Origin of the sequence: Mucilaginibacter terrae (assembly GCF_042679325.1) — a bacterium.
In the GTDB taxonomy this organism is placed as follows: Bacteria; Bacteroidota; Bacteroidia; order Sphingobacteriales; family Sphingobacteriaceae; genus Mucilaginibacter; species Mucilaginibacter terrae.
On record NZ_JBHTMJ010000008.1, the window covers coordinates 170,834 to 197,698 of the forward strand.

Consider the following 26,865-nt stretch of genomic DNA (forward strand, 5'->3'; position numbering starts at 1 on the left):
TTACCGGCTAATGATATTGACTACGTTATGTAGCATGTTTGCTTTGCGGGTATATGGCCAGGGTAATACTCATTTGGGTGATTCGCTGCAGCATCAATTGAATCTTTACAGGCAATCTAATCCATCCTCGTTACTATTTGTACATTTTGATAAAACGCTTTACACCAATAATGATAATGTTTGGTTTACAGCTTATTTGCTTAATGCTGAAGATAAGCAAGAGCATCATACGCTTTCGGTGAGTTTAGTTAACGATGTAGATCGTGTGATTGCGCTGGAAGAAAAATTTGTGATGGTTAATGGAATTGGTTTGGGTAACCTTTTCATCCCCGATTCTATTTCTCCAGGTAATTATACATTTAACGTGTACACCAACATAATAATTAATAAAGCTCCCGAAGTTCTTTTTAGTCAACCAGTTACTATCAAATCAACCTCGGTACCGGGCTTTAAAGCTATTTTATCGTTAACCGATACTGCTAAAAACAGTTACCATAAACCCAGGCAGGTTTTACTTAATGTTAATGGAAATGATTATTTACCCTTAGCCAATGCTTCGGTAGATTATAAAGTATTGGGGAATGATACAACCACAATAAATGGCAAGGGTAAAACCAGTAAAGCAGGGCAATATATTATACAGGTACCAAGTAATAAAAACATGGTACAGGTACAGGTAAAAAGTAAAAATAACGCACAGTACCTGCATTTGTATCTGCCTCAAAGTGAAGGCCAGCCCAAAGTGAAGTTTTACCCCGAAGGCGGTAGTTTAGTCAATAATTTAGTATCGCAGGTAGGCGTAGAGGTGAAAACATCTGATGGGCGGCCGTTAAAAATTAGCGGGCTGCTGTATAATTATAACACGGTTATAGATACTATTGAAACTGACAGCTACGGTATGGGCAGGTTTATCATCAATCCACAAACAGCCGCTAAATATTGGGTAAAATTAAATACTACCGGCTTAAAAGATACGGCGTATCAATTACCTGCTGTATTGCCTAACGGCATAACTTTAACCATGCATAAAGCAATTGTGAACGATACCCTGCACTTGCAATTAAAAAGCAGCCAGCACAATACGGTATATTTAAATGTCCATAATTACCAGCAACAATTTATATCAACTGCAATAGAAGTAAATGCTTTGTCGGCACGTAAAGTAAAGGTTAGTTTAAATAATATACCTAAGGGTTTGGCAGTAATTACCCTAACCGATAGCCTGGGTAAACCTTATGCCGAGCGAATTTTTTTTGCACATTACAATGAGCGCGATTTATTGAAAATTAAAACAGATAAAAACACTTATCATACACGCGAAAAGGTTAAACTGAGTATGCAGATGCTAAGCCAGAATGGACAGCCTTTGCAAGGTGCGGTATCAATAGCTTGTGTGCAGGATAACCGCCTCGAATTAAAAAAGACCAATGATATTGAAAGTTATTTTTACCTGAAAAGTGTATTAGGTGAAATGCCTTTAAAGGAAAATTATTTAAGCAACAGTAACGATGATAAAAATTATTTAGAAAAATTGCTATTAATAAAGGGTTGGCGCAATTATTCATGGCTTAATTTAATATCTCAAAAGGCGATTGATACACTTTATAAAAATTCGTCCTTAGAGTTTTCAGGAAAGATCAATCAGTTTGGGAAGCAAACTAAAAAACCGGTTGATTTTATGCTCATACGCGATTCTTTGAGTGCACTGTTAATTACTGATGAAGCCGGAAAATTCATATTAGCACATACAGATATGGTTAACCCGCAAGACAAACCCCTGAAAATTTTTATCAATGCAGCCAAAGGCTATGATCTTACAATGACTAACCCTTATCAAAAAGTAAATCTCCTGCTTGCCAATGTCTTAAAACCGGTAAATTACGAAGGTACATCAACAAGCCAGAACTCAGAGAATTTTGCCATTAAAGGCATGGAGCGTGCTATACAGCTGCGGGAAGTTAAAGTGTCTTCATCAAAAGACAACTCCCTTTATGGTGCAAAACAGTCGGCTAAGTTTATTAACAGTTGTGGCGATTATATATGCCGAAACAATATATTTAATTGTGCCAATCACCGTAACGAGCCCGATAATACGCAACCTGTAATTGGTGCCACTTATATTGGCAAGGTATATTTGGGCTGCGGCGGGGTACCACCTGCTGAGGCTTCTAACATACGGTCACTTCCTGCTATTTATCAGGCTAAACAATTTTACGGTGCCGATTATGCGGTGGTAAACCCATGTCAGCCCGAATACTTGTCAACTATTTATTGGAACCATTTAGTAAATGTAAATGCTGATAAGGAAGTGGAACTGTATTTTTATACCAGCGATATTACCGGAAAGTTCAGAATTATAGTACAAGGTATAACTACCAGTGGGGTTGTTTACAGCGAAAGCAATATAACCGTTAAAAAGCCCTAATAGGTATTATTTAGCAATGATCTTAAATTCGGTACGGCGATTTTTGGCGCGGTTGTCTTCGTTAATATTAGGTGCAACAGGCATTTGTTTACCGTAGCCTTTAAATTGTAGTTTAGTAGCGGTTACACCATGGTTAATTAGGTAATCATACACCGATTTGGCTCTATTATTTGATAAGGTTTGGTTTAATTGATCATTGCCTTCATTGTCTGTAAAGCCCGAAACCTCAATGCTTACCGTAGGATTAAGCGTCATAAAGTTGATCAGGTACTTTAAAGCCGATTGCGATTCGGGCTTAAGATCGAACCTGTTGGTATCAAAAAACACATTTTTTAAAATAGCCGAACGGCCTATCTCTATGGTATTTAAAGGTACTTCTATTAAAAAGGGTTTATGTGGCTGCTGCCCCGATAAAGAAAAATTTTCCGACGAAAACAGGTATCCGTTCTTAGTAATTGTTAGCCCGTAATTTCTCCCGGTTACCAGTGTCACCAAAAAACCACCATCGGGGGGAGAGCTTGAACTGTGATAAACCGGCTGATTAGTCACCAGGTCAACAATTTCAACCTCAGCATCTATGGGTTTCCTGGTAGTGGCATCCACAACCGATCCTTTAACGTAGGTAACCGCATGCGGACGGGTTTTTTCGGGCAATTCAAACCTATAAATATCGAAACCGCCATAGCCATTTAAGGTATTTGAAGCAAAGTAGGCATAACCCCCAGTAGTGCTGATGCTCATGCCGTTCTCGTCTCTGTTAGAGTTAATGGGATAGCCCATATTATCGGGCTTTTGCCATTTACCGGCTTTGTTTAAACGACTTACAAACAGATCCTTGTTACCCATGCCCGGCCAGCCGTTTGAGCAAAAATATAAGGTACTATCATCGGGGTGAATAAAGGGCGATTGTTCATCATAAGGTGTATTAACATTTGGGCCCAGGTTTTCGGGTTGAGACCATCCTTTATTGGTAACCGTACATTTCCATATATCGTAGCCACCGTAACCACCCTTACGGTTACTTACAAAGTACAGTGTATGACCATCGGCGCTAATGGAAGGTTGCGATTCCCAGCCCGAACTGTTAACCGGAGCGCTGATGTTAAAAGGCTTGCTCCAGTCTTCACCCTTTTTTTGTGATACATAGATATCGCAACGTCCGGCACCATCGGGGCGGTTACAGCCAGTAAAAAAAAGATATTTACCATCCTGCGATAAAGATTGTGCCCCTTCATTATATTCTGCGGTGTTAATGAGCTTGCTTAAATAGGAAGCCGCTGTCCATTGGCCGTTTAGCTTATTACTCTTATAAAAGTCTTCGTTATTTAAAATTTTACGTGTAAATATCAGGGTACTTTCATCGGCTGTTGATACCGGTAAGTATTCATCGTTTGCCGAATTTATTTCGGGACCCAAGTTTACCGGTTTAAAAGCTACGGGATGTAACAGGGCTTGTATGCTGAAATTACAATCGGCAATAAGTTTACGTCCATAAAACCGGTTGTCGGGTGTAATGGTAGGGTAGGTGATATATTTTTCGAGGTGAATAAGTGCTTGGTTATACTCACCTAAATTAATTTCTGCCTCGCCCAGCTTTAAATAAACACCCCGGTTAAATTCGGGGTTAAGCAATATTACTTTACGGTATTGTTCAATAGCCGGCTTGTAATTATATTGAATTTTAAACAGATCTCCCAGTTGGGTGTGTGCTTCTATAAAATTACTGTCGGCCTGTAAGGCATTTTGTAATTGAAGAATAGAATTTTGATAGTCTTGCCTGTCTAAAAAAGCACCGGCTTTTTGATAGTAGGTAATTGCAGCATTGTTGGTAGTACTATATTGTTTAGCCTGCCCCCATACCTGAAGTGTAACCAATAACAATAACCAAATTGCACCGAATCGCATAACAAAGTTTATACGAACCCAAGATACAATTAGTTACGGAATATTCATGAACTTATGCGTTTGAAGCGATACCTCCCACTGCGGATTATTCATTACATAATCAACTATTAAAGGCATCATTTCTTTAGCTTTAGACCACTCCGGCTGCAAGAATAATTTGCATTGTGGTGATACCCGTTGGGCATGTTCTTCGGCCCAGGCAAAGTCTGATTTGTTGAATACAATTACTTTTAATTCATGCGCGAATGCAGTAACATCGGGCATGGGCGCTTTAAATTTTTTTGGCGAAAGGCAAATCCAGTCCCAATGGCCCGAAAGCGGATAAGCCCCCGAAGTTTCTATAAACGTTTTTATGCCATGCCTGTGCAGCTCGCCGGTTAAATAATCGAGGTTATAAATCAATGGCTCGCCACCGGTAACCACTACATTTTTCGACGGATATTTAAGTGCGCTTTGTACAATTAAGTCGGCCGCGGTAAGCGCATGGAGTTCGGCATCCCAGCTTTCTTTAACATCGCACCAATGGCAACCTACATCGCAGCCTCCAAGCCTTATAAAGTATGCGGCTTTACCCGAATTGTATCCTTCGCCCTGTATGGTGTAAAACTCTTCCATTAACGGAAGCTCTGTGCCATCTTCTGGTATAATGTGTGCCATAAATTAATCTGCAAATATACACAATAGGCACCAGCACAAACATTTTTTAAAACATCTGATTATCAATATTTATTACTATAATTACTTGCAAATGAGCTATATGAAAAAACTTTACTTTTTTATTATACTTTTTTTAAGCTGTACGCTTACCTCATGCGTGGATATTGTTGAGCGTTATAACTTTAAGGCCAATGGTACCTGCGATGTAATTTACGATTTTGATATGAGCCGGGCGGTTGCCATTTTGCATAATTTACTGTCCGATTCGGTAGCGGCAACACCTCAGTTCGCTATGGTAAAAGATACGGTAATGAACCTCTATAGCGCCCTGCCAGACAGTACTCAAAATAAAATGAGCAAGGATGAAATGAAACTGACCCAAAGCAGCAACCTGGCCATTAACATGAACCTGAAGCAAAGCCGCATGAAGGTGAGCATACGCCACCAGTCTGACAGCCCTGCCGAACTGGAGTATTACTTGCAGCAAATGTCGAAACTGGTTAATTACGACCAGATAGGTAAAAAAAACCGCAACCTGAATATGTTTAATGCCCAGCAGTTAATAGCCGGGCAAGAGTGTTATGCCTACCAGGTTACCTCCAGTAAATTTATCCGTATTATTGATAAAGCCAAGTTTAACGCATTTCTCAAAAAAACCGGTTCAACTTTTGCCATGGCCAAGGCTATGCTGATAGAAACACCCTACAAAGTAGTACTTAACTTTGCCAAACCTGTAAAAAAAATAGATAATAAATACGCGGTACTCTCTGCTGATCGTAAACAGGTGACGCTGCAAACTAATATGGATGAGCTCATCAAAAACCCTGCTTTGATGAACCTGCGTATAGATTTTTAAATTTTATGGCTTGGTATAAAGCTGCTGATAACGCAGAAGTTTCTACACCATTTTTAAAGAAAGTCATTGCAGGCGGAAAATCCCTTTGCCTGGTACATGCCGATGGAAAGCTATTTGCAACATCGGCCACTTGTCCGCATGCTGGTGCCGATCTTAGCAAAGGCAGGTGTGAAAATGGAAAGTTAATTTGTCCGTTTCACAGATATCAATATGACCTGGAAACGGGTAGAGGAGCTCCCGGACAAAATGATTATGTTCGAACTTACCCGGTAGAAGTTAGAGAAGATGGCGTTTATGTAAAGGTGGGCTCGTGGATGGAAACGTTAAAAGGGGTGTTTAAGGGATAGCAAAAAGCTGAATGCATCTCAATCAATGCTGTAAGTTTGAGCATGTTGAAGACTTAACAAATTTGCTAATGCTTCGATATGCTCTGACTAACATCGTTAGTTTAATAGATTAAAGATGGAGAGTTTTTTAACTTACTCAACTTCCGGGTAAACCTCCCGGTTAGCCGAAGACAACGTGTTTTTCAGCAAGCCTATAATGGTCATTAACCCTACGCCGCCGGGTACAGGAGTAATCCACGAAGCTTTAGGGGCAACGTTCTCAAAATCCACATCACCGAAAAGCTTATAGCCCGATTTTGTTAGGGTTGATGTTTCGCGGTTCATGCCCACGTCCACAATAACGGCACCTTCTTTCACCATATCGGCCGTAATAAAATTCTTTTTACCAATGGCTACAATGAGTATATCGGCATCCAGGGTAAACTTTTTAATATCGGGTGTGCGGCTATGGCAAATGGTAACGGTGCAATTACCAGGCTGGGTATTACGGGCCATTAAAATACTCATAGGCGAACCCACAATATTACTGCGGCCAACTACCACGCAATGCTTGCCGGCGGTATCAATGCCGTATTCCTTCAGCATTAAGGTAATACCGTAGGGCGTAGCCGGAATAAACGACGGCAAATTACGCTGCATGCGGCCTAAATTAACCGGGTGAAAGCCATCCACATCTTTGCGGTGATCTATCTTTTCGGTTACTTTTTCCGGGTCAATGTGTTTGGGGAGCGGGAGTTGAACGATGATGCCGTCAATATCAGTATCGGCATTAAGTTCTGCTACCTTAGCCAATAGTTCAGCTTCGGTAACCGTATTCTCATAGCGTACCAGGCTCGATTTAAAACCAACTTTTTCACAATTACGCATCTTGCTGGCCACATAAGTTTCGCTGCCACCATCGTGCCCAACCAGTACGGCTACCAAATGCGGTTGCCGTCCGCTTCGCTGTAAATATTCTGCTGCCTGTTCAGCAATTTCAACCTTTAATTTTTCAGATACGTATTTTCCGTCTAATAAATTCATGAACCCCCCAGCCCCCTAAAGAGGGAGTATAAGTTTAGCTCCCCAACCCCCTGAAGGGGAGCAATAATGTAACCACATATTCCGTATCCCCTTCAGGGGCTGGGGGATGGTTTTAATCTAATTTTAAAACTGCCATAAATGCCGATTGTGGTATCTCTACGTTACCAACCTGGCGCATACGTTTTTTACCTTTTTTCTGTTTTTCTAACAGTTTACGTTTACGGGAGATATCACCACCATAACACTTGGCGGTTACATCTTTACGTAAAGCTTTCACGGTTTCGCGCGCTATGATTTTTGCGCCAATGGAAGCTTGTATAATGATCTCAAATTGCTGGCGCGGGATCAGTTCCTTCAGCTTTTCGCAAATCTTTTTACCAAAATCATACGAGTTACTGCGGTGAATTAAGGATGACAAAGCATCCACAGGCTCGCCGTTTAAACGGATATCCAAACGCACCAAATCACTCTGACGGTAACCTATCTGCGTATAATCGAAAGAAGCGTAACCTTTGGAAATGGTTTTCAGCTTGTCGTAAAAGTCGAACACGATTTCGCCCATAGGCATCTCAAAAATCAGTTCCACACGGTCGGCCGTTAAGTACGACTGGTTAACGATAGTACCACGCTTTTGAATACACAACGACATTACCGGACCCACAAATTCGGCCTTGGTAATAATATTGGCTTTAATATAAGGCTCCTCTACAAAGTCCAGCTTACTTGGATCGGGCAAATCGGATGGGTTATTTACCGGGAACGGTTCACCTTTGGTGGTATGTGCAATGTACGATACGTTGGGTACGGTAGTAATTACCGTCATATCGAACTCACGCTCTAAACGCTCCTGGATAATTTCCATGTGCAGCATCCCCAGGAAACCGCAGCGAAAACCAAAACCTAACGCCGCCGATGATTCCGGTTCAAAAACCAATGAGGCATCGTTCAGCTGCAGCTTACCCATCGAGTCGCGCAGTTCTTCGTAATCATCGGTATCAACCGGGTAAATACCGGCGAAAACCATAGGCTTCACCTCTTCAAAACCTTGAATACCAGCGGCTGCTGGGCGTTCAATTAAAGTAATAGTATCACCAACTTTAACCTCTTTGGCTTCTTTAATACCCGAAATAATGTAGCCCACATCACCGGTTTTAATTACATCCTTAGGCAGCTGGGTTAGCTTTAAGGTACCCACTTCATCGGCAATATATTCCTTACCGGTGGCCATAAACTTAACCTTAGTATTCTTACGGATCTCGCCGTTCACTACTTTATAGTAAGCTATAATACCGCGAAAGGAATTAAACACCGAATCGAAGATCAAGGCTTGCAGAGGCGCATCCGGGTCGCCCACTGGGGCTGGTACACGCTCTATAATGGCACGCAAAATTTCTTCTATACCCATACCGGTTTTACCCGATGCGGCTAAGATCTCCTCACGCTTGCAACCAATGAGGTCAACAATCTGATCTTTTACTTCCTCGGGCATGGCACCCGGAAGGTCCATTTTGTTCAACACCGGAATAATCTCGAGGTCGTTCTCTAAAGCCAGGTAAAGGTTGGATATGGTTTGCGCCTGTATGCCTTGCGATGCATCAACAATTAACAAAGCGCCTTCGCAGGCAGCAATGGAGCGTGATACCTCGTACGAAAAATCGACATGGCCGGGCGTATCAATCAGGTTTAAAACATAGGCCTGACCATCCATCACGTAATCCATTTGTATGGCGTGGCTTTTAATGGTAATACCGCGTTCGCGTTCCAGGTCCATATCGTCCAGCAATTGGGCCTGTGCCTCGCGGGCGGTAATAGTTTTGGTAAATTCCAGCAAACGATCGGCCAGGGTACTTTTACCATGGTCGATGTGAGCGATAATACAAAAGTTACGGATGTGCTTCATTTGAAGCTGCAAAAATAGCTTTTTAAGCCGATAAATTGTAATGCTGTGATTGAAATAGCTAATTTAGGGTGATGGCGATTTCCAAACAATTCACAGTGTATTTAGAACAGCAACTGGGCGGGGCTATAGGCCAGCATACCAGGCTTCAACATGTATCGGCCGTAAGTGGCGGAAGTATTAACGCGGCCTATTGTTTGCATACCAGTGCGGGTGATTACATGATGAAGCGCAAAAACAAAAGTGCTTATCCCAACATGTTTATACGCGAGGCGGAGGGGTTAACGGCCATTAAAAATACCAAAACCATTGCAGTACCAAAAGTTATTTTGCTGGATAATTATGAGGATGACAGCTTCCTGGTTTTGGAATGGATAGAGAGCATGAGGCCAACGCCCGATGCGTCACGCCTTTTAGGGAGGCAGTTGGCCGCTATGCACAGTCATACCGCTAAGCAGTTTGGCTTCCCTCAGGATAATTATATGGGATCCTTAATACAAAGTAACAGTGGGAAAGATACCTGGGCTGATTTTTTTGTAAAAGAACGACTGCAGCCAATGGTTCAGATTGCTCGTGACAAGAACTTACTAAATAAAGTAGATGTGGGAAAATTTGATAGTATTTACAAAAACTTACCCGGTTTGTTCAACGAAGAACCGCCTTCCCTCATACATGGTGACCTATGGGGCGGCAATTATCTCATTAGTACTGTAAGCAAACCCTACTTAATTGACCCTGCTGTAAGTTACGGTCACCGCGAGTTCGATATAGCCATGACCAAGCTTTTTGGTGGATTCGGAACTGATTTTTACAGTTCTTATCAAGAGAGTTTTCCATTAGTACAAGGCTGGCAGCAAAGAGTAGATTTATGGAACCTATATCCGCTGTTATTGCATTTGAACTTATTTGGAACCGGATATTTGAGCCAGGTAAAAAACGCGGTGATGAAATATGTGTAGGTTGAGTACCATATTAGCGATTATTGATTATACCGGTTATAGGTTTCCTTCCAGTCCTTGCGCATTTCGGTAAAACGAGCGGCAACGGTTTTGTAAAATGGCTCGTCCAGTAATTCAAAAACGCTGTTTACACCATCCATCAAATCCATTTCGGCTACCTTATAAGTTTGCTCCAATGCCCCTTGCTCTATTTTAATGATAAACTTTCGGTTCATGTTCAGGATAGATACCTTAAAATCGGGGTGTGGTATTTCAGCAATTATTCTCATAAAAATCAGTCAAATTTAATTTTACCCTGCAACGGGTCGGTGCCGTTTAAAGTACCCCAGGCGGCTACAGGTTTAAAGCGGGCAAACATTTCTTCGCTATACCATTTTTCGGCACGTGTTTTTTTAATGATCTCGGCATGTTCGGGCGAGCGGTAAGCAAAAGACTTAACGGCATCCAAACTTTCCCATACCGAAAACGTGGCTTGCCGGTAAACCGGTGCTTCACCAATGCCTACCGAAGTAATATAACCTTCGGAACGGGTCATTAATTGCGCTGCCTGGTCAACGTGGCTCCAAAAGTTCTTTAACCTATTCAGGTGTATGGTAGCACGGGTTAAAACAGCAATGGGGCCGGTGTAATCTTTTACATCGGGGTGGCCGAAAGGCTCACCGCCGTCCCATTTGCCATGAGCCTGTAGGGGTTCGGCCAGCATGGTCCAGCTTTCGGTAGCCAGCTTTTTCCACCAGGTGGAGATGAACGAATGCTGGTAAAAACGGTCGAAATCTTCGCGGCTGTTCCACGAGGCCATTAAACCCCATTGCTGCCAGTCGGGCGACAGGTCAAAGGTGCCATTGCGGCCACAACCAACCAGTTTCCAAAAGGTGCAGCCCTTTTGCAGCATTAAAGGCAAGCGGTGCACAGCCATTGCCAATAAGGCAAACGGGATAAGAGCTTTGCGGTAACGTACTATGGTGAGGCTAACGATCATGAAATATTAACAATAAGAGACACAAAGTAGAGGCACAAAGTATTGTGTCTCTACAATTATTTACCGTAGAGACACAATACTTTGTGTCTCATTAAAGTGCCTGTAATTTAAAAGCGAAATAAATAATTAAATATGATATTTGTCTTATTTACTTTTCAGCCAACCTGCTTATGTTTGCAACATGGCCGAAGATTTAAACATCCTGCAATCCACCGATAAGGCAGCGCAATACCAATCCTTGCTACCGCAAATTGAAGCGCTGCTGCAAGGCGAGACAGATCTCACCGCTAATTTAGCGAACATGTCCGCTGCTTTAAAAGAACAGTTTAAGTGGTTTTGGGTAGGCTTCTACCTGGTGAAAAATGGTGAATTGGTTTTAGGTCCTTTCCAGGGACCGGTGGCCTGTACACGAATTGGCATGGGTAAAGGCGTTTGCGGGGCAGCGTGGGAGCAACAAAAAACATTAATAGTTCCCGATGTAGAAGCATTTCCAGGACATATTGCTTGTAGCTCTTTATCGCAATCAGAAATTGTAGTGCCTTTGCTTAACCATGGTAAGGTGGTAGGGGTGCTGGATGTGGACAGCGAACAACTGGACCAGTTCGACGAAACTGACGCCCTATACCTGGAAGAGTTAGTGAAATTATTGAACTTTTAATGGAGCAAATTTTCCTGATCTCGGGCCTCGGTGCCGACAGGCGTTTGTTCAACAAGCTTGACCTACCTGGATACGAAATTGTTTACGTGGACTGGATAGAACCTGAACCCACTGATACTATAGCAACTTATGCCAAAAAACTGGCAGAACATTACCATATTGAACCGCACTCCAACATTTTAGGCGTATCGTTAGGGGGTGTGATGGTCGTGGAGATCAGTAGTATCATTTCCTTAAATAAAGCTATCATCGTATCCAGTGTTAAATCGGCTTCCGAATTTCCGTGGTACTTTAAATTATTCCGTAATTTTCCGTTATACAAGGTCATTCCGCATGGCTTTTACAGTTCGGTTGGCTATATTATTAAACCTTTGTTTGGTAAAATGGGTGGTAAATCGGGATTGATGTTTGTGGATATGATCAGGCATAGTTCCCCGGTGTTTATGAGGTGGGCTATGCATGCCATTTTGAGGTGGCAGCCAACACCGTTAAATACTAAAGTTTATCATATTATAGGCGATAAGGACCTGATTTTTTCGTGCAAACGAATTAAAGATGCCGATTATATAGTTAAGAAGGGTAGCCACGATATGGTGTACACCCGCGGACTGCAAATAAGCCAGATCGTTCAATCTATCTTAAAAAATGAAATTGCCTGAATCATTTTATCTCAACAGTAATGTAGTTGAGATAGCCCGTAACTTGATAGGTAAATATCTTTTCACCTGTTTAAATGGAGTAGTAACCGGCGGATACATTGTTGAAACAGAGGCTTATAATGGCGTTGTAGATAAAGCTTCGCATGCCTATGGCAACCGCTTAACGTCGCGTACGCAAACCATGTTCGCGCATGGGGGTGTGGCTTACGTGTACCTGTGCTACGGCATTCACGAAATGTTGAATGTGGTTACCTCGGTACAAGGTGAGCCACATGCGGTATTGATTAGAGCGGTGAACCCTACCGTGGGTTTAGATGAAATGCTGTACCGGCGCAACATGGCCGTGGTTAAACCCAACATTACTGCTGGTCCGGGTTCGGTTGGCAAAGCTTTGGGTATATCGCGCAAGCTGAATTCCATCAGTTTTCAAAGCAATGAGTTGTGGATAGAAGATCAGGGATTGATTTTTGCCGATGAGCAAATTGCCGCTGTTCCGCGGGTAGGTGTAGGATATGCTGCCGAAGATGCTTTGCTGCCTTACCGCTTCTACGTAAAGGGTAATGCGTACGTGAGTAAACCAAATCGTTAATATTTCAATCAAAAATCAAGTTGGCGGGTTTATAGGTTATCTAACTAAAAAACAATAGCCATGGATTACCAAAACGACTTAAAGAAACTGGAAAATATTGAGCATTTACGCGGCCTGATCGACAAATCAAAAACCGCTATGCTCACCACCTTCACTGTAGATAATGGCTTTCACAGCCGCCCTATGGCTACCGCGCAACTCGATGTGGAAGGTAGCCTTTGGTTCTTTACCAATGAGTTTTCTTCAAAAGTGGTCGAGATATCGCACGATAATAAAGTGAGCGTAACCTACACCAATGCAACCGCTTCAACATACATCAGCATTAATGGCACCGCAGCAATTGTTGACGACCGCGCCAAAATGCAGGAACTGTGGGACCCGTTTATAGAGGCATTTTTTAAAGATGGCATTGACGACCCTAAATTAACCCTGCTAAGGGTTGATATGACCCAGGCCGAATATTGGGATGGCAGTGCAAATGGTTTAGGCTTAGCATTTAAATGGCTCAAATCGGTTATTACAGGTACCAAGTTTGAACCGGGCGAACACGATAAAGTAGATTTATAAAAAATGAGGGCAGATGAAAAATCTGCCTTTTTTTGTAATATTGGCTAATGGAATACCATAATAGTGCCGAATATGCCCGGCAATTGGATGAACAAGATGTGCTGAACTCTTTTCGCCAGCAGTTTTTAATACCACAGCATGAGGGCAGCGATGCTATTTACCTCTGTGGTAATTCTTTAGGACTGCAACCTAAGGCAACTCAACAATACATAGCACATCAGTTAAGTAACTGGCAAACCCTGGCTGTGGAAGGCTGGTTTCAGGGTGATGACCCCTGGTTGCAGTATCATAAACAAATGCTTCAGCCCCTGGCTAATATTGTTGGCGCGCAACCGGCCGAGGTTACTATTATGAATTCGCTTACGGTGAACCTGCACTTGCTAATGGTGAGTTTTTACCAGCCAACACATAAGCGTTACAAAATATTGATGGAAGGCGGTGCTTTTCCGTCGGACCAGTACGCCATGGAAAGTCAGGTAAAGTTTCACGGTTTTGATCCTAAAGACACCATTATAGAGGTTTTTCCGCGCGATGGTGAAAGCACCTTACGTACAGCCGATATTGTCAGCAAAATTATAGAACATGCCGATGAACTGGCATTGGTGCTGTTTAGTGGTATCAATTATTATACGGGTCAGCTTTTTGATTTGCAGGTTATTGCCGAAGCGGGCCATGCAGCCGGTGCTTATGTGGGCTTCGACCTGGCTCATGCTGCCGGTAATGTGCCTTTAGAGCTTCATAACTGGGGTGCCGATTTTGCCTGCTGGTGTTCCTATAAGTACATGAATTCTGGTCCTGGTGGTATAAGCGGCATTTTTGTACACACAAAACATCATCAAAATAAAGAACTGAACCGTTTTGCAGGATGGTGGGGCTACCGCAACGATACGCGCTTTAAAATGGCACCGGGCTTTGAACCCGAGGACGGTGCCGAAGGCTGGCAAGTGAGCACAAGCCCGATATTATTGATGGCTGCGCATAAAGCGGCTTTGCAAATATTTGAGGAAGCAGGTAGCATACCCGCTCTTCGTGCAAAAAGTTTACAACTAACCGGTTATTTGGAATATTTAATTGAAGAGGTTAACCGGCAATACGGAGATGAGCTATTTAAGATCATCACACCTAAAAACCAGCAAGAGCGGGGTTGTCAGTTGTCTATTATCTGCAAAGAAAAGGGCAAAGCCACGTTCGATTATTTGGCAAGCAGGGGCGTAATTGGCGATTGGCGAGAACCAAACGTAATTAGGTTGAGCCCGGTGCCTTTATATAATACTTTTACTGATGCCTATACAGCAGCCCTGCATTTGGCAGAGTCTATCAGCGTTTAATTTATGATTAGTTACAAACCCAAGGATTGGTTTACTTTTTTATTCCGGTTCCATAAATCGGATACGCTGCGCGAGCTTTTCCCGCTGCTAATTGGTATTGGCATTTATGGAGCGTTGATTACCTGGCTTTTGCTCGACTATATCCATGTGCCCGATAGTAGTGTGATTCATAAAACCAATGTAGTGCACACTACACTGGGCTTTGTGCTTTCGTTGTTGCTGGCCTTTCGTATCAATTCGGCTTACGATCGCTGGTGGGAGGGCCGTAAACTGTGGGGTAGCTTAGTAAATAACAGCCGCAACCTGGCCATCAAAGTTAAACATTTAGGTACCGCTGCTGATGTTGATTTTTATAACAAACACATCCCGCTGTATGCCCAAGTGTTAAAAGACCACCTGCGGGAAACTATTCAGAACGATTATGATGCCAAGGTAGATATTACTAAGCATGTACCCAACCAGGTAGCATCCTTAATGATTGAGCGTTCGTATCATTTGAATGATGGCAAGCTGAATACCGGTGAGTTAATGAGCATCAATGCCGAACTGATGTCATTTACGGACATTTGCGGCGCTTGTGAACGTATCAAGAATACGCCCATCCCTTACAATTATGGCGTATTCATTAAAAAGTTCATCTTCTTTTTTGTGATGAGTTTGCCTTTAACCTGGGCATTTGAACTGCACTACTACATCATCCCAATTATTGCCTTTGTGCTGTATGTATTGGCCAGTATTGAGCTGATAGCCGAGGAAATTGAAAATCCGTTTGGTTTTGATGAAAACGATTTGCCTTTGGATTTAATAGCAGGTAACATTAAGAAGCATATTAACGAAATACTGGGGTAACAAAACGATATGCTGAAGATTGCTTTCGATCCCATATATGCGCATCCGTTGCCCGAAGGGCATCGCTTTCCTATGCTCAAATACGAACTGATACCTGCGCAATTGTTGCATGAGGGTTTGATAGAATTGGAAAACCTGTTTTCCCCCGAACCGCTGGATGAAGAAACCATCCTTTTAACGCACGATCAAACTTACTGGGAACACCTGCGCGACTTAACCCTACCGCCCAAAGAACAGCGCCGCATTGGTTTTCCGCTTAATGCAGACCTGGTAGAACGTGAGATCCGTATTGCCAAAGGCACAATTGATGGTTGCAGCTATGCCATGCAAAACGGTGTAGCCTTTAATGTAGCGGGTGGTACGCACCATGCCGGTAGCAATTGGGGTGAAGGCTTTTGTATGCTGAATGATCAGGCTATTGCGGCCAACTACTTATTGAGTAAAGGCTTAGCAAAATCTATATTAATTATTGATTTAGATGTACACCAGGGCAACGGTACAGCCGAGATATTTGAAAATGAACCGCGGGTATTCACTTTTTCGATGCATGGGGCCAATAATTTCCCAGCCCGAAAGGAGAAATCTGATCTTGATATTCCCTTACCCGATGGCATGACCGGCGATGAGTTTTTGAGCATCGTAAAACAAACCGTTCCTGATTTAATTAACCGTATAAAGCCCGGCTTTATATTTTATTTGGCTGGTGTAGACGTGCTGGCTTCCGATAAATTAGGCAAACTGGCACTAAGTAAAGAGGCCTGTAAAGAACGTGATCACTTTGTACTGCAACAATGTAAGCAAGCGGGTATCCCGGTGCAGGTGAGCATGGGCGGCGGCTATTCGCCCGAAATTAAAGATATTGTGGAAGCGCATTGCAATACATACCGCGCGGCTGTAGACCTATACTTTTAGGGTATCTTCGAAAATATAGTTTTCTATGTGTCTTTTAGTGGTGGAGGTAAAGCGCATGTACAGCAGGATGGAGGCTACGGCAAGGCCGGCTACCAAGCCATACCAAACACCGTTGGCACCTAAACCCAAACGCAAGCCCAGCCAGTAGCCTAAAGGCAAACCCACTACCCAATAAGCCAAAAAGGTGATGATTGTAGGAACATTTACATCGCCCATACCACGCAAAATACCCAGGCCAATTACCTGCGCACCATCAAACAGCTGGAATATGGCAGCAATTATGAGCAGGTGCGCCGCTATGGCAATTACCTGTTTATCCGAAGTAATGATCCAGGGCAGCCAGTTATTGCATATCACAAAAATAAGTGCCGTAACACTCATAAAAATCAGCACGATATGGTAACTCGCAATAGCCGAATTACGCAGGTCGGTGTAGCTCTTAGCACCAAAGTAATTCCCCGATTTAATAGCCGCCGCCGACGATACACCGCTGGCTATCATATACGTCATGGAGGCCAGGTTGAGTGCTACCTGGTGTGCTGCTTGCTGCACCGGGCCAATTTGGCCAACCATTACGGCAGCAGCGCTAAAAGCGCTCACCTCAAAAGTATATTGCATAGCTACCGGCGCGCCAATGCGTACTAACTCTATACATCGTGCGCGGCTAATGTAGGTAATAGAAAAACGTTGGAGATATTGTTTAAAGTTAACCGACCTGAAAACATAAAAGCCCATTACAAAAGCCATTAGGGTACGATCTATGAGCGTACTATACCCAACACCATCAATACCCATAGGCTTAACCCCGAAAAGACCTTTTACAAATATAACCCCGAGGCAAATATTAAGTACATTCCCCCATATAGAAATCATCATGGCCTGGCGGGTAAAGCCTAAGCCCTCGGCAAATTGCTTAAAAGTGCTGAATAGCATCAGCGGTATAATTGACGCGGAGATGAGTAGTAAAAACGGCTTAGCCTGCTTCAACACCTCGGGCGATTGCCCTAAATGATCGAGCAGGTTACCGGCACCAAAATATAAAACCACAAACAGTACGATGCCCGAAATGAAATTGATGAACAAACTGTTAGAAAGTAGCCGTCCGCAGGCCTCGAAGTTTTTTTGACCGTTGAACTGGGCTATCAAGGGCGTTATGCCATAACTAATGCCCAAACCCATCACCATAGCCACCACAAATACGCTGTTTACTAATGATACAGCCGCTAAGGAGATAGTACCCGCGAAATGCCCTACAATAACACTATCTGACAGATGCACCAACGTATGACCCAACTGCGAAATAACTACCGGGATAGCCAGTTTAAGGTTCTCTTTGTAGTAGGGACGATAGGCTTGAAATGTAAACGACATAGGTGCAGAAAGCTTCGGGGCGACAAAGATAGCAGATTTAGCATGAAGGTGAAACCTACGCTGCCGTATAAAATTCTTCTTTTTCAGTGGTGTGAACGCGGATAACGCCCGACAAAACCAAGTTAACCAGTATGCGCTGCGCGCGTCGGCGGCTCATGTTCAGCAGTTCGCAAAACTGTTTTACGGTAATGCGGTCGTTTAAATCAAGATACTCTAACAGCGCTTTTTCTTTGGAAGAATACTCAATAAGCACCCCCTGGCTATCATCCGATCGTTTAAGTACATCTACCACAATCTTACTGGCCAGCACGCTTTTATCTTTTATGCGGATATACACCCACCATTTGCCATCATCACCCAGGGCATAGTGCGGTTTGGTAGTGCTGGGTTCAATTTCAACAACTACCAGCAGTTTATCATCTATATATACCTCTTCAAAAATGGGCTCTAAAGCGGGGCGGGCAAAAAAATGAGCGGCACGGGTAATCATGTACCGTTCCTCATCTTCAGATTTTACACCTTTAATAGTGCCATCATCCAACACACCGATCAGCAAGCGACCGCCTTTGTTATTAGCGAAAGATACCATGGTTTTAGCAATCTTTTCGCAACTGGTAATGGTCTTTTTAAAATCCAGCGAAACGCCTTCACCTTCAAAAATCAACCGTTTAATGGTCATTTTGTTGTAGTGCTGCCTGCCGTGGTTATGTAGGGGGTAAAAATCTCCATCCATCTGTCGGGTGTACTTATAGGCCTAAAGCCGTATTGCTTATATAACTCATGTGCATCGGCTGTGGCTAACATCCAGCGCCTTAAACCGCTCAATTCAGGATGATCTTTTATTGTATGGATCATCCATTTCGATAAGCCTTTGCCGCGGTGTTCTTTAACCACAAACACATCGCATATATAAGCAAATGTAGCTTTATCGGTTATAACACGTGCAAAACCGCACATATTATTTTGGTGATAAAGGCCAAAACACATGGAATTATCTATAGATGTTTGCAAGCGTTTTAAGCTAATGCCTTTAGCCCAATACGACTCGTTTTCCAAGAAATTATAGATCACACCTACATCAAGCAAGCTATGGTCTGTTGATATGGTATAGCCTTTTTTTAAAAAATTATGTGCAATGTTTACTGTTTCCATACAGTTATAGATGTAAACGAAAAATGCTAATATAAAAGTATTTAACAAATATAAGATTGCGTAGCGTACCTGTAAACGCCTGATTGTAACAGTATTTTTAACTTTTACCAGCAGAAAATTATAGATAACTTAAACAATATCAATGTTATCCTTGTTAAAAGATCGAACAACAAATTAATCCTATGAAAAAGCAATTTTTGAAATTCGCCTTTGTAACGGCAATAGTAGCAACAGTAGCCGCGGGTTGCAGCAGCTCTGAAAAGGCAGCAGGTAGTGGTGACAGCACCAGCATGGATTCATCAGCAACCATGTCAACACCAACTACAGACAGTACCGCCAGAGATACTGCCCGTAGCACAGATACTACCAGAACCAACCCGCCACAATAATGGCAAATGCCCCTGGTGTTAAACCAGGGGCATTTTTTATAATCTTTATCTACTATTAAAGAGATTGAATTAACTACCTATAGTCACTGGTTTAATAAACTCTTTGCCGGTGTAAATCTTCCTCACCTGGTAAGTTTTCTTGTTTTGCGATTCAAAATATGTACGCACGTTTACTTCGGCTAAAATACCAAGTGTAATCAATTGCACGCCGCCTAATAAAAATATCAGGCCTAATATCAATAGCGGTTTGCCACCAATATCTTGCCCCATAAATTTTAATACCAGCAGGTAGGCATTAATAAGTACCCCTAAAAATACTGCTATAAACCCAATGCTGCCGAAAAGGTGCATAGGCTTTTGAATGTATTTACGGAAAAAAACCATCAGTATCAAATCGCTGATCACCTTGAAAGTACGGTTGATTCCGTATTTGGATTTACCGAAAATACGGGCGTGGTGGGTAACATCTACCTGGGTAATACGGGCACCCTGCAACTTAGCCAGTACAGGTATAAAGCGGTGCAGCTCACCATACAAACCTAAATCTTCAGCTATTTCCCTTTTGAAGATCTTGAGTGTGCAACCATAATCTTTAATGTAAACGCCCGTCATACGGCGAATTAGCGCATTAGCTATTTTACTTGGAATTTTACGCAGAAAAACACCGTCCTGACGGTTGGCGCGGTTACCAGCCACCACATCCCAGTCTTCATCTTTCAGCTTTTGCAGCATCGAAGGGATATCCTTGGGGTCGTTTTGCAAGTCGCCATCTAACAGGGCAATGTATTCGCCGGTGGTATGGTCAATGCCCGCGGTCATGGCTGTACTTTGTCCGTAGTTTTTGCGCAGTTCTACTAACTTAATACGCTCATCGGCATGGGTAACTATCTCTTTTTGTGTACCATCTTCCGATCCATCGTCCACAAAAATTACTTCATAATCAATAGCCGGCAAAGCTTTTCTTATTTCATCAATAAGAGGCTTAATATTTTCCTTTTCATTCATTACAGTTATAACAACTGATAATTCCGGCATATTTTATGATTTTAATAAAGCGTACAAAGATAGCTATTTTAACCATTTACAAAATACCGGTTAAGGATGCCGCTTCATTTCGCTCTGGCGCATAGGCATGGCATCAATAGTGGTGTACAATTTTTTCAGGGTAAAGGGTGATGTACTGCGTAATTTATCGCCGCCATCTTTACCAACCAAAATAACCGTAAAGCCCAGCTTAATACTTTTTTCAAGGAATTTATCCTTGTCCCGGTTAGCGTAATAAAATTTAACTTCTATATCACGTTCTTGAAGTCCGTCAGTATCTGCATTTAATATTTTCTGCTGAGTTTTAAGATTGCTGTTGTTCACATTATCTGCAAAAACCAACAACTGCCGTTTCTCCTGAAAGGAACTGTAGCCCGTAAGTAAAGTAATGATCAATCCGATTTTAAGCATATAAATTATAACATCCTTAAATGTGTATTGTTGATTGCGGTATTACTTTAATGCATCAAAACTATATTTGGCATCGCTCCAAAATTCATCCAGCGCTATAATGCGTGGTTTAAAAAAGGAGATGAGCGCGGGCCAATCGTTGCGGTTAAATATGCTTGCGTCATCCAGTTGCTTGTAAATGCGACTCATGGTTTTGCCGTATTCATCGGTAGTATGCAGGTCCCATTCCCAATCTTCTTGCAGGGCACCGGCTAAAATAATTTTTAACTCTTTAAACTGCTCAAAATACAGTTCCTGTACACCAGCATCGGGGTGAGCAATTTCAATTGCTATACTGGCCGACCGGTTTTCGGCCTGCATCTTGAAGTACAAATGCTTAATTCCTGTTTTGTAATTAACCCAATTGATCTTTAATCCTTCGGCCGATGGATGTGGCGATACGTATTGACCAAAGGTGATCCAAAATTGTTGCCTTAATTGCGATGCCTGCTCTTTTGAGTACATGAATTTTATAATGCGTTAGCGCAATAGTTGTTTTATATTATAAATTGCAAAGCCAAATTAATAACCAATTCAATGAATTTAACCTATAAACTATGCTTGGCGGTTATACTGCCTTTGAGCCTATATGCCGTTTATACAACTCCCGCATTTAACCGTTCAAAGGTAACTATTGCAGTTGAGCAAAAAGATTCGGTTACTTACGGACCGGCAAATTTATTCGATGCGCAAAGTAAGGCGCAAATGATTAGTAAGCAGTTTAGCTTTACCGAAGGACCCGCTGCCGATATTAAGGGTGATGTATTTTTTACCGACCAGCCCAATGATGCCATTTGGAAATATAGTATTAATGGCAAGCTATCGCAATTTGGCAGCAAAATGGGCCGCTCAAACGGGATGTACTTCGATAAAAAGGGCAACTTGCTAACCTGTGCCGATGAGCAAAACCAAATTTGGCGTATTTCGCCGGATGGAAAGAAAACGCAGGTATTGATTAAAGATTTTGAAGGGAAAAAATTTAACGGCCCTAATGATTTATGGATAGACGGTAAAGGCGGCATTTATTTTACCGACCCTTACTACCAGCGCCCGTACTGGAACCGTACCCAAACCGAACTGGACGGTATGAAAGTTTATTACCTGGCTCCTGGAAAAACCCAGGCTGTGGTGGTAACCGATAAGTTGGTTCAACCTAATGGAATAACTGGCACACCGGATGGCAAATACTTATTTGTTGCGGATATAAAGGGTGATAAAACTTACAAGTTCTCTATTGAAAAAGACGGCACTTTAAGTAATCAGCAATTGTTTACGGCTAAAGGATCGGATGGTATGACGATGGATGATAATGGCAACATTTATCTTACCGGTAACTGCGTTACCATATTCAATCCGCAAGGCGTTAAAATAGGTTTTATAGCCATACCCGAACCCTGGAGTGCCAACGTTTGCTTTAGCGGAAAGAACAGGGATGTGCTGTTTGTTACAGCATCAAAAGCTGTATATACCTTTCAAATGAAGGTAAAAGGCTTAACTAAAAACGCCTCAAAGCAGTTGTAACTGTTTGAGGCGTTTTTAAAAACTGCCATTGTCTGTGTCCTCACAGACAATTGTTCTATTTAAGTAAGCTGCCTGTGAGGACACAGGCAGCGGCGGAACTGTTTTAACCAACGATTGCTTAATATTAATAACGTTGTCATTTCGAGTGATAACGAGAAATCTTGTTAGAGTGGGCAGATCGACTACTTTGCATCAATAACAAGATCTCTCACTATCGTTCGAGATGACACCTTTGATTGTGTTCGCCTACTTTACCTGCGCCGAAGCATTGCCTTTAGCACCTTTTACGTAAGTTTCCATCCATTGATACTGTTCCCAAAGTTTATGCAGCAAGTTTTCGCGGCCGCGGTAGCCGTGTGCTTCAAAGGGTAAAAATACAAAGCGTACTGTACCGCCAAAGCCTTTAACGGCAGCAAACAAACGCTCGCTGTTAATAGGGTAGGTGCCGGTGTTATCATCAGCATCGCCGTGTATTAACAACAGCGGTGTTTTAATTTTATCGGCAAAGCTAAACGGGCTCATATCAAAATACAGCTTAGGATCGTCCCAATAGGTACGGTCTTCGTTTTGGAAACCGAAAGGGGTAAGGGTACGGTTATAAGCACCACTTTCTGCTAAACCGGCTTTAAACAGTTTGGTATGAGCCAGTAAATTAGCCGTCATAAAGGCGCCATAACTGTGGCCGCCAACCGCCATGCGGTTGCGGTCGCCAACACCCATGTCCGATAGTTTATTGATAGCCGCTTCCGCGTTCAGGGTCAGTTGCTCTACAAAAGTATCGTTGGGCTTTTTACCGTCTTTACCTACAATAGGCATCGATGCATTATCAAGCACGGCATAGCCTTGGGTTACAAAAAATACAGGACCGCCGGTGCTAATGGTAATAAAACGGTCTTTCGATCCTCGGATCTGTGCGGCATCATCTGCCGAATTAAACTCGGCGGGGTAGGCCCAGATGAGTACAGGTAGCGGACCGTCTTTTTCTTTATTATAACCTTTAGGCAGGTACAGGTCGCCGGTCATATCCACACCATCGGCACGTTTGTACTGGATCTTTTGCTTGCTAACACCTTCCATTTGCGGGTAGGGGTTGGTAAAGTCGGTTATTTTTTGATCGGCAATACGCAGCATCAGGTTTTTAATGTAATAATTAGGTACCTCGGTTTGTGTTTCACGACGGGTTAACAATACCAGCTTGGCCGGGTCAATAATATCGTACACATACTCGTACTGCCCTTCGGCGCAACGCCAAATAATTTCGCTTTTCTTAGTGCTCAGGTCAAACTTGGCAAGGAAGGGCAGGTCTCCCTTGGCCGATGAACCAACTACGTTATTCATTAACAGCTTGGTACCATTATCAACTGGCATAATTACATTACGACCGTATTTATTTTTTTCGGTAACAGGATCTCCGGGATTGTTGTAAACATCGGTTTGGTTACGGTCCCACAGTTTTTCCAGTTTGCCGGTAACGCTGTTGTAGCGGCTTACGCGGGTGCTTTGTTTAGATCGTAAACCTTCGGATACCAAAGCCAGTTCGGCATTGCCCCAATCGGTACTACGGTAGCGTTGTTCTGTTTTAAAGAGTTCTTTAGCTTCGCCGGTAAAGGGTGCGCTTAAAGCATAAACAGCATCATGAAAGTCCACTTTTTTACGAATTAAACCGCTATCTAATGGTGCGGCCCAAACCAAGGTAGCAGCCTCATCATCGCGCCAGTCGAAACCACGCGGAACATTTTGTAAATTATCATTACCCGATGGTCTCACTTCGGTTGATGGCAAGCTGGCTACAGTTTTAATCACCTTACCTGTTAAGTCGGTAACGGCCACAGTTGATGGGAAGCCGCCGGCGGTTACCAGGTATGAAAAAGGCTTGTGCAGGGTACGCACCAGCATATACTTTTTATCGGGCGATAAGGTGTTGCTGGCATATATGGCCGGTTTGCCAATAGGGGTTTCCACACCATTTTTATTCATCACCAATTGTGAGGTAGCATAAAAATCGAACAGACGCTCATCGTGCGGCGATTTGATCAAATCCTGATAAGTAACGCTTGGCGCTGCTTTACCTAAGTTTTGCTGTACCACCGGGCCGGTTGGCGCAAGCGGTTTGGCAGGTGCCATGGTTGCCGGTTTGTTAATAACGCGGTACAGCATGGTGCTGTTATCGAGCCAGGTTAAACCGCTGCCCAAAACGTTGTTTAAAGGCAGCTTGTTCATTTTAATGGCCTTTTGGGTCGCCACATTAATTACATACAAATCAACACTTTTAGCGTTGGTTTGCGTAAACGCTATCTTGCTTTCATCTGGGCTCCAGCTGGTATTGCCGGCATTGAGGGTTACTGGTAAGCCTGTAACCGGGTACACCTTACCGGTTTTGATGTTTTTGAGGCTGAGGCCGCTAAACGAAATAACCTGCCTGCTTGGAGCAAAGTTGTTGGGATTGATCCGTAAACCGGCTATCCGCATTTCGGGGCGGGCCAGTTCCTCAACCGATGGCAAAGCATTGCGCTCACTAATGAGCATCCACTGAGCTTTAGAATCGATGCTGACCGAAGGCGTAGGCTTAGCTGTCAACAGATCGGTCATGGCTTTGGGAGGGGTTTTGTATCCAACCGCATCCTGGGCGTACACCCAAACGCTGGTTGACAACAAAAAGGCGCAGATAAGGGTCTTTTTCATAGTTACTAATTGTAATTAGAGTTAACAACTTTGGAAGTTAAATAAAAGATCGGTAACCGAACCATGCAGAGCTTATGCATCAATTTTTTTACAATACAATATAGCGTATTTAAATAACAAGAGGCCTATTTTTTAGTTGTTAACCGTGCCAAAAACTGCTTAAATTCATCCTCATATAAAACCTCCACATCCCAGCCGGCCTCATTGGCAATGGTAATAAGCATGGCCTCGTCGATGTATAACCACTCAAACCAGTCGGTTTTTTGACTTTTATACTCATATTGGTATTGTATTTCACCATAGTAACCGGTTTCGGGCATCTTGCCTTCGTATAAATAAGTAATATCCGACGAATCGAACATCAACTGACCACCCGTGGCTAACAGCGTTTTAAAATGATGAAGTAAAGTGCTCAACTGCTTTAAGTTGCCAGCCAAACCAATGCCGTTCATGAGCAATAGAATGGTATCGTACTTTTCGCCGGTGTAAGAATAGATGTTTTGCGCTACGGCCTGCTTTACGCCGCGTTGCTGCATCACTTTTACCGCCACTGGAGATATGTCTAAAGCGGTAACTTCATAACCCCGGTTTTGTAGTTCTAAAGCATGGCTGCCTGCACCAGCACCTACATCCAGCACCCGGCCCCGGCACTCATTAAGCGCATGCCATTCCAGGTCGGGCATGTCGTCTTCATCTCTGAAATAAGCCTCGACGGGCATAAGTTCCTTAGGCCCGTAACGGTTGTGAATCCATAATTCACCGGGTGTATTTTGGTGATGGTAATCGTGTATTGCCTGTCCGAGCACATCTTTCATAAGCACAAATTTAGTTTATTATATGGTAGGTATAGAATGAAGAGAGGTATCAAGCCCGTGCAATTCCTATATTTGAAGTGAATACAACAATATGATCCCAGCACATTATTACCATTTACTGGCCCTGTTAATTACCGGCATGGTATTAAGTGTATGGTTTAAAAAGCTGACTACACCGGCTGCTGTAACCGGCGGAATATGTGGGTTACTTGTTTATGCTGGTGCAGGTTATACAGGTATTGTAGCAATGACCGCATTTTTTGTAACAGGCACATTAGCCACTGCCTGGCACACAAACGAAAAGCAAAAGCTTAAAGCAGCCGAGGATGACCATGGTAAACGTAATACAAGCCAGGTGTTAGCGAACGCCGGGGTAGCGGCCATAGCCGGGATGATGTTTATTATATTACCTGCATACCAGCACTTATGGGCATTAGCCATAGCTGCCAGTTTGTCGGCGGCAACAGCAGATACACTGGCATCGGAGCTGGGTACGGTATATGGCAAACGGTTTTATAACATTATAACCTGGCAACCCGATCAGCGTGGATTGGATGGTGTGATTAGCTTGGAAGGTACGCTGATAGGGGTAGGGGGTAGCCTGCTAATTGCCGGTATTTACTTTGCCGGTTTTGGCTCGGCATGGTTAATGGCTATTGTTATTTTTGCCGGTACCATTGGCAACCTGGCCGACTCCATTTTGGGTGCTGCGCTGGAACGTAAAGGCATTATCAAAAACGATGCGGTTAACTTTTTAAATACCCTCATTGCCGCCTTAACTGCAATGGGGTTATTTATGGTTTTTTGAGGTTTTTTAAAGAAATATGAAGT

At 43.0% G+C, this 26,865-nt stretch carries 28 protein-coding genes; 14 read left to right on the forward strand and 14 right to left on the reverse strand.

Annotated features, from left to right (window positions below; translation table 11 throughout):
- Positions 1 to 10: 10 nt before the first annotated feature.
- Entirely contained in the window at positions 11 to 2,425 is a 2,415-nt protein-coding gene (locus ACFQ3S_RS07765) for a hypothetical protein (RefSeq protein WP_377162992.1), read from the forward strand.
- Between the two features lie 6 nt (positions 2,426 to 2,431).
- On the opposite strand, the gene ACFQ3S_RS07770 is transcribed toward ACFQ3S_RS07765, so the two are convergent.
- Positions 2,432 to 4,330 (reverse strand): OmpA family protein, encoded by a 1,899-nt coding sequence (locus tag ACFQ3S_RS07770; protein ID WP_377162994.1) that lies wholly within the window; start codon positions 4,328 to 4,330, stop codon positions 2,432 to 2,434.
- Between the two features lie 33 nt (positions 4,331 to 4,363).
- On the reverse strand, positions 4,364 to 4,987 hold the full coding sequence (locus ACFQ3S_RS07775) for a 7-carboxy-7-deazaguanine synthase QueE (protein WP_377162996.1): 624 nt from the start codon (positions 4,985 to 4,987) through the stop codon (positions 4,364 to 4,366).
- A gap of 100 nt (positions 4,988 to 5,087) precedes the next feature.
- Between ACFQ3S_RS07775 and ACFQ3S_RS07780 the strand changes: the two genes are divergently transcribed.
- Entirely contained in the window at positions 5,088 to 5,843 is a 756-nt protein-coding gene (locus ACFQ3S_RS07780; protein WP_377162998.1) for a hypothetical protein, read from the forward strand.
- Positions 5,844 to 5,848: 5 nt separating this feature from the next.
- The gene (locus ACFQ3S_RS07785) at positions 5,849 to 6,190 is read left to right on the forward strand and encodes a Rieske (2Fe-2S) protein (protein ID WP_377163000.1); all 342 of its coding nucleotides are present in this window, start codon (positions 5,849 to 5,851) and stop codon (positions 6,188 to 6,190) included.
- A 132-nt stretch (positions 6,191 to 6,322) separates the two neighbouring features.
- On the opposite strand, the gene ACFQ3S_RS07790 is transcribed toward ACFQ3S_RS07785, so the two are convergent.
- The gene (locus ACFQ3S_RS07790) at positions 6,323 to 7,213 is read right to left on the reverse strand and encodes a bifunctional 5,10-methylenetetrahydrofolate dehydrogenase/5,10-methenyltetrahydrofolate cyclohydrolase (RefSeq protein WP_377163002.1); all 891 of its coding nucleotides are present in this window, start codon (positions 7,211 to 7,213) and stop codon (positions 6,323 to 6,325) included.
- A gap of 112 nt (positions 7,214 to 7,325) precedes the next feature.
- On the reverse strand, positions 7,326 to 9,113 hold the full coding sequence (gene lepA, locus ACFQ3S_RS07795) for a translation elongation factor 4 (protein ID WP_377163004.1): 1,788 nt from the start codon (positions 9,111 to 9,113) through the stop codon (positions 7,326 to 7,328).
- A gap of 71 nt (positions 9,114 to 9,184) precedes the next feature.
- Here lepA and ACFQ3S_RS07800 point away from each other — a divergent pair, with 71 nt between their 5' ends.
- Positions 9,185 to 10,069, forward strand: a complete 885-nt coding sequence (locus ACFQ3S_RS07800) for a fructosamine kinase family protein (protein ID WP_377163006.1) — start codon at positions 9,185 to 9,187, stop codon at positions 10,067 to 10,069.
- A 20-nt stretch (positions 10,070 to 10,089) separates the two neighbouring features.
- On the opposite strand, the gene ACFQ3S_RS07805 is transcribed toward ACFQ3S_RS07800, so the two are convergent.
- Both ACFQ3S_RS07805 and ACFQ3S_RS07810 read right to left on the reverse strand, forming a co-directional pair.
- Entirely contained in the window at positions 10,090 to 10,338 is a 249-nt protein-coding gene (locus tag ACFQ3S_RS07805; RefSeq protein ID WP_377163008.1) for a hypothetical protein, read from the reverse strand.
- Positions 10,339 to 10,343: 5 nt separating this feature from the next.
- Complete coding sequence (locus ACFQ3S_RS07810) at positions 10,344 to 11,048, reverse strand: DUF3291 domain-containing protein (RefSeq protein ID WP_377163010.1); 705 nt, start codon at positions 11,046 to 11,048, stop codon at positions 10,344 to 10,346.
- A gap of 181 nt (positions 11,049 to 11,229) precedes the next feature.
- On the opposite strand from ACFQ3S_RS07810, the gene ACFQ3S_RS07815 reads away from it, so the two are divergent.
- Genes ACFQ3S_RS07815 through ACFQ3S_RS07845 form a run of 7 tightly spaced genes read left to right on the forward strand, consistent with a single transcriptional unit; the run spans position 11,230 to position 16,610 of the window.
- Positions 11,230 to 11,706: a GAF domain-containing protein gene (locus ACFQ3S_RS07815; protein WP_377163012.1), complete on the forward strand. Its 477-nt coding sequence runs from the start codon at positions 11,230 to 11,232 to the stop codon at positions 11,704 to 11,706.
- The gene (locus tag ACFQ3S_RS07820; protein ID WP_377163014.1) at positions 11,706 to 12,365 is read left to right on the forward strand and encodes an alpha/beta hydrolase; all 660 of its coding nucleotides are present in this window, start codon (positions 11,706 to 11,708) and stop codon (positions 12,363 to 12,365) included. Before ACFQ3S_RS07815 ends, ACFQ3S_RS07820 begins: the two co-directional genes overlap by 1 nt.
- A complete protein-coding gene (locus ACFQ3S_RS07825; protein ID WP_377163016.1) occupies positions 12,352 to 12,954 on the forward strand; it encodes a DNA-3-methyladenine glycosylase in 603 nt (200 codons plus the stop codon). Before ACFQ3S_RS07820 ends, ACFQ3S_RS07825 begins: the two co-directional genes overlap by 14 nt.
- 60 nt (positions 12,955 to 13,014) lie before the next feature.
- Positions 13,015 to 13,521 (forward strand): pyridoxamine 5'-phosphate oxidase family protein, encoded by a 507-nt coding sequence (locus ACFQ3S_RS07830; protein WP_377163018.1) that lies wholly within the window; start codon positions 13,015 to 13,017, stop codon positions 13,519 to 13,521.
- Positions 13,522 to 13,568: 47 nt separating this feature from the next.
- The gene (gene kynU, locus ACFQ3S_RS07835; RefSeq protein WP_377163020.1) at positions 13,569 to 14,849 is read left to right on the forward strand and encodes a kynureninase; all 1,281 of its coding nucleotides are present in this window, start codon (positions 13,569 to 13,571) and stop codon (positions 14,847 to 14,849) included.
- Positions 14,850 to 14,852: 3 nt separating this feature from the next.
- On the forward strand, positions 14,853 to 15,698 hold the full coding sequence (locus ACFQ3S_RS07840; RefSeq protein ID WP_377163022.1) for a bestrophin family protein: 846 nt from the start codon (positions 14,853 to 14,855) through the stop codon (positions 15,696 to 15,698).
- A 9-nt stretch (positions 15,699 to 15,707) separates the two neighbouring features.
- A complete protein-coding gene (locus tag ACFQ3S_RS07845) occupies positions 15,708 to 16,610 on the forward strand; it encodes a histone deacetylase family protein (RefSeq protein WP_377163024.1) in 903 nt (300 codons plus the stop codon).
- Here the strand turns inward: ACFQ3S_RS07845 and ACFQ3S_RS07850 are convergent.
- The 3 genes from ACFQ3S_RS07850 to ACFQ3S_RS07860 are packed head-to-tail and all read right to left on the reverse strand — an operon-like array spanning position 16,599 to position 19,133.
- Entirely contained in the window at positions 16,599 to 17,981 is a 1,383-nt protein-coding gene (locus tag ACFQ3S_RS07850) for an MATE family efflux transporter (protein ID WP_377163027.1), read from the reverse strand. The genes ACFQ3S_RS07845 and ACFQ3S_RS07850 overlap by 12 nt on opposite strands.
- Positions 17,982 to 18,036: 55 nt before the next feature.
- Entirely contained in the window at positions 18,037 to 18,660 is a 624-nt protein-coding gene (locus tag ACFQ3S_RS07855) for an RNA-binding domain-containing protein (protein WP_377163129.1), read from the reverse strand.
- Complete coding sequence (locus tag ACFQ3S_RS07860) at positions 18,657 to 19,133, reverse strand: GNAT family N-acetyltransferase (protein WP_377163030.1); 477 nt, start codon at positions 19,131 to 19,133, stop codon at positions 18,657 to 18,659. Before ACFQ3S_RS07860 ends, ACFQ3S_RS07855 begins: the two co-directional genes overlap by 4 nt.
- Before the next feature lie 182 nt (positions 19,134 to 19,315).
- Between ACFQ3S_RS07860 and ACFQ3S_RS07865 the strand changes: the two genes are divergently transcribed.
- Positions 19,316 to 19,522: a hypothetical protein gene (locus ACFQ3S_RS07865; RefSeq protein WP_377163032.1), complete on the forward strand. Its 207-nt coding sequence runs from the start codon at positions 19,316 to 19,318 to the stop codon at positions 19,520 to 19,522.
- A gap of 69 nt (positions 19,523 to 19,591) precedes the next feature.
- Here ACFQ3S_RS07865 and ACFQ3S_RS07870 read toward each other — a convergent pair whose 3' ends face one another.
- The 3 genes from ACFQ3S_RS07870 to ACFQ3S_RS07880 are packed head-to-tail and all read right to left on the reverse strand — an operon-like array spanning position 19,592 to position 21,481.
- Positions 19,592 to 20,557 (reverse strand): glycosyltransferase family 2 protein, encoded by a 966-nt coding sequence (locus tag ACFQ3S_RS07870; RefSeq protein ID WP_377163034.1) that lies wholly within the window; start codon positions 20,555 to 20,557, stop codon positions 19,592 to 19,594.
- Between the two features lie 60 nt (positions 20,558 to 20,617).
- Positions 20,618 to 20,977, reverse strand: a complete 360-nt coding sequence (locus ACFQ3S_RS07875; RefSeq protein WP_377163036.1) for a DUF4174 domain-containing protein — start codon at positions 20,975 to 20,977, stop codon at positions 20,618 to 20,620.
- A 42-nt stretch (positions 20,978 to 21,019) separates the two neighbouring features.
- Entirely contained in the window at positions 21,020 to 21,481 is a 462-nt protein-coding gene (locus tag ACFQ3S_RS07880) for a DUF4268 domain-containing protein (RefSeq protein ID WP_377163038.1), read from the reverse strand.
- Between the two features lie 72 nt (positions 21,482 to 21,553).
- On the opposite strand from ACFQ3S_RS07880, the gene ACFQ3S_RS07885 reads away from it, so the two are divergent.
- Complete coding sequence (locus tag ACFQ3S_RS07885) at positions 21,554 to 22,537, forward strand: SMP-30/gluconolactonase/LRE family protein (protein ID WP_377163040.1); 984 nt, start codon at positions 21,554 to 21,556, stop codon at positions 22,535 to 22,537.
- A 246-nt stretch (positions 22,538 to 22,783) separates the two neighbouring features.
- Here the strand turns inward: ACFQ3S_RS07885 and ACFQ3S_RS07890 are convergent, their stop codons facing one another.
- Both ACFQ3S_RS07890 and ACFQ3S_RS07895 read right to left on the reverse strand, forming a co-directional pair.
- On the reverse strand, positions 22,784 to 25,219 hold the full coding sequence (locus tag ACFQ3S_RS07890; protein ID WP_377163042.1) for a prolyl oligopeptidase family serine peptidase: 2,436 nt from the start codon (positions 25,217 to 25,219) through the stop codon (positions 22,784 to 22,786).
- A 125-nt stretch (positions 25,220 to 25,344) separates the two neighbouring features.
- Positions 25,345 to 26,034 carry a class I SAM-dependent methyltransferase gene (locus ACFQ3S_RS07895; RefSeq protein WP_377163044.1) on the reverse strand — a complete coding sequence of 230 codons (690 nt, stop codon included), beginning with the start codon at positions 26,032 to 26,034 and terminating at the stop codon, positions 25,345 to 25,347.
- A 91-nt stretch (positions 26,035 to 26,125) separates the two neighbouring features.
- On the opposite strand from ACFQ3S_RS07895, the gene ACFQ3S_RS07900 reads away from it, so the two are divergent.
- On the forward strand, positions 26,126 to 26,842 hold the full coding sequence (locus ACFQ3S_RS07900) for a DUF92 domain-containing protein (RefSeq protein ID WP_377163047.1): 717 nt from the start codon (positions 26,126 to 26,128) through the stop codon (positions 26,840 to 26,842).
- The last annotated feature ends 23 nt before the right edge of the window (positions 26,843 to 26,865 follow it).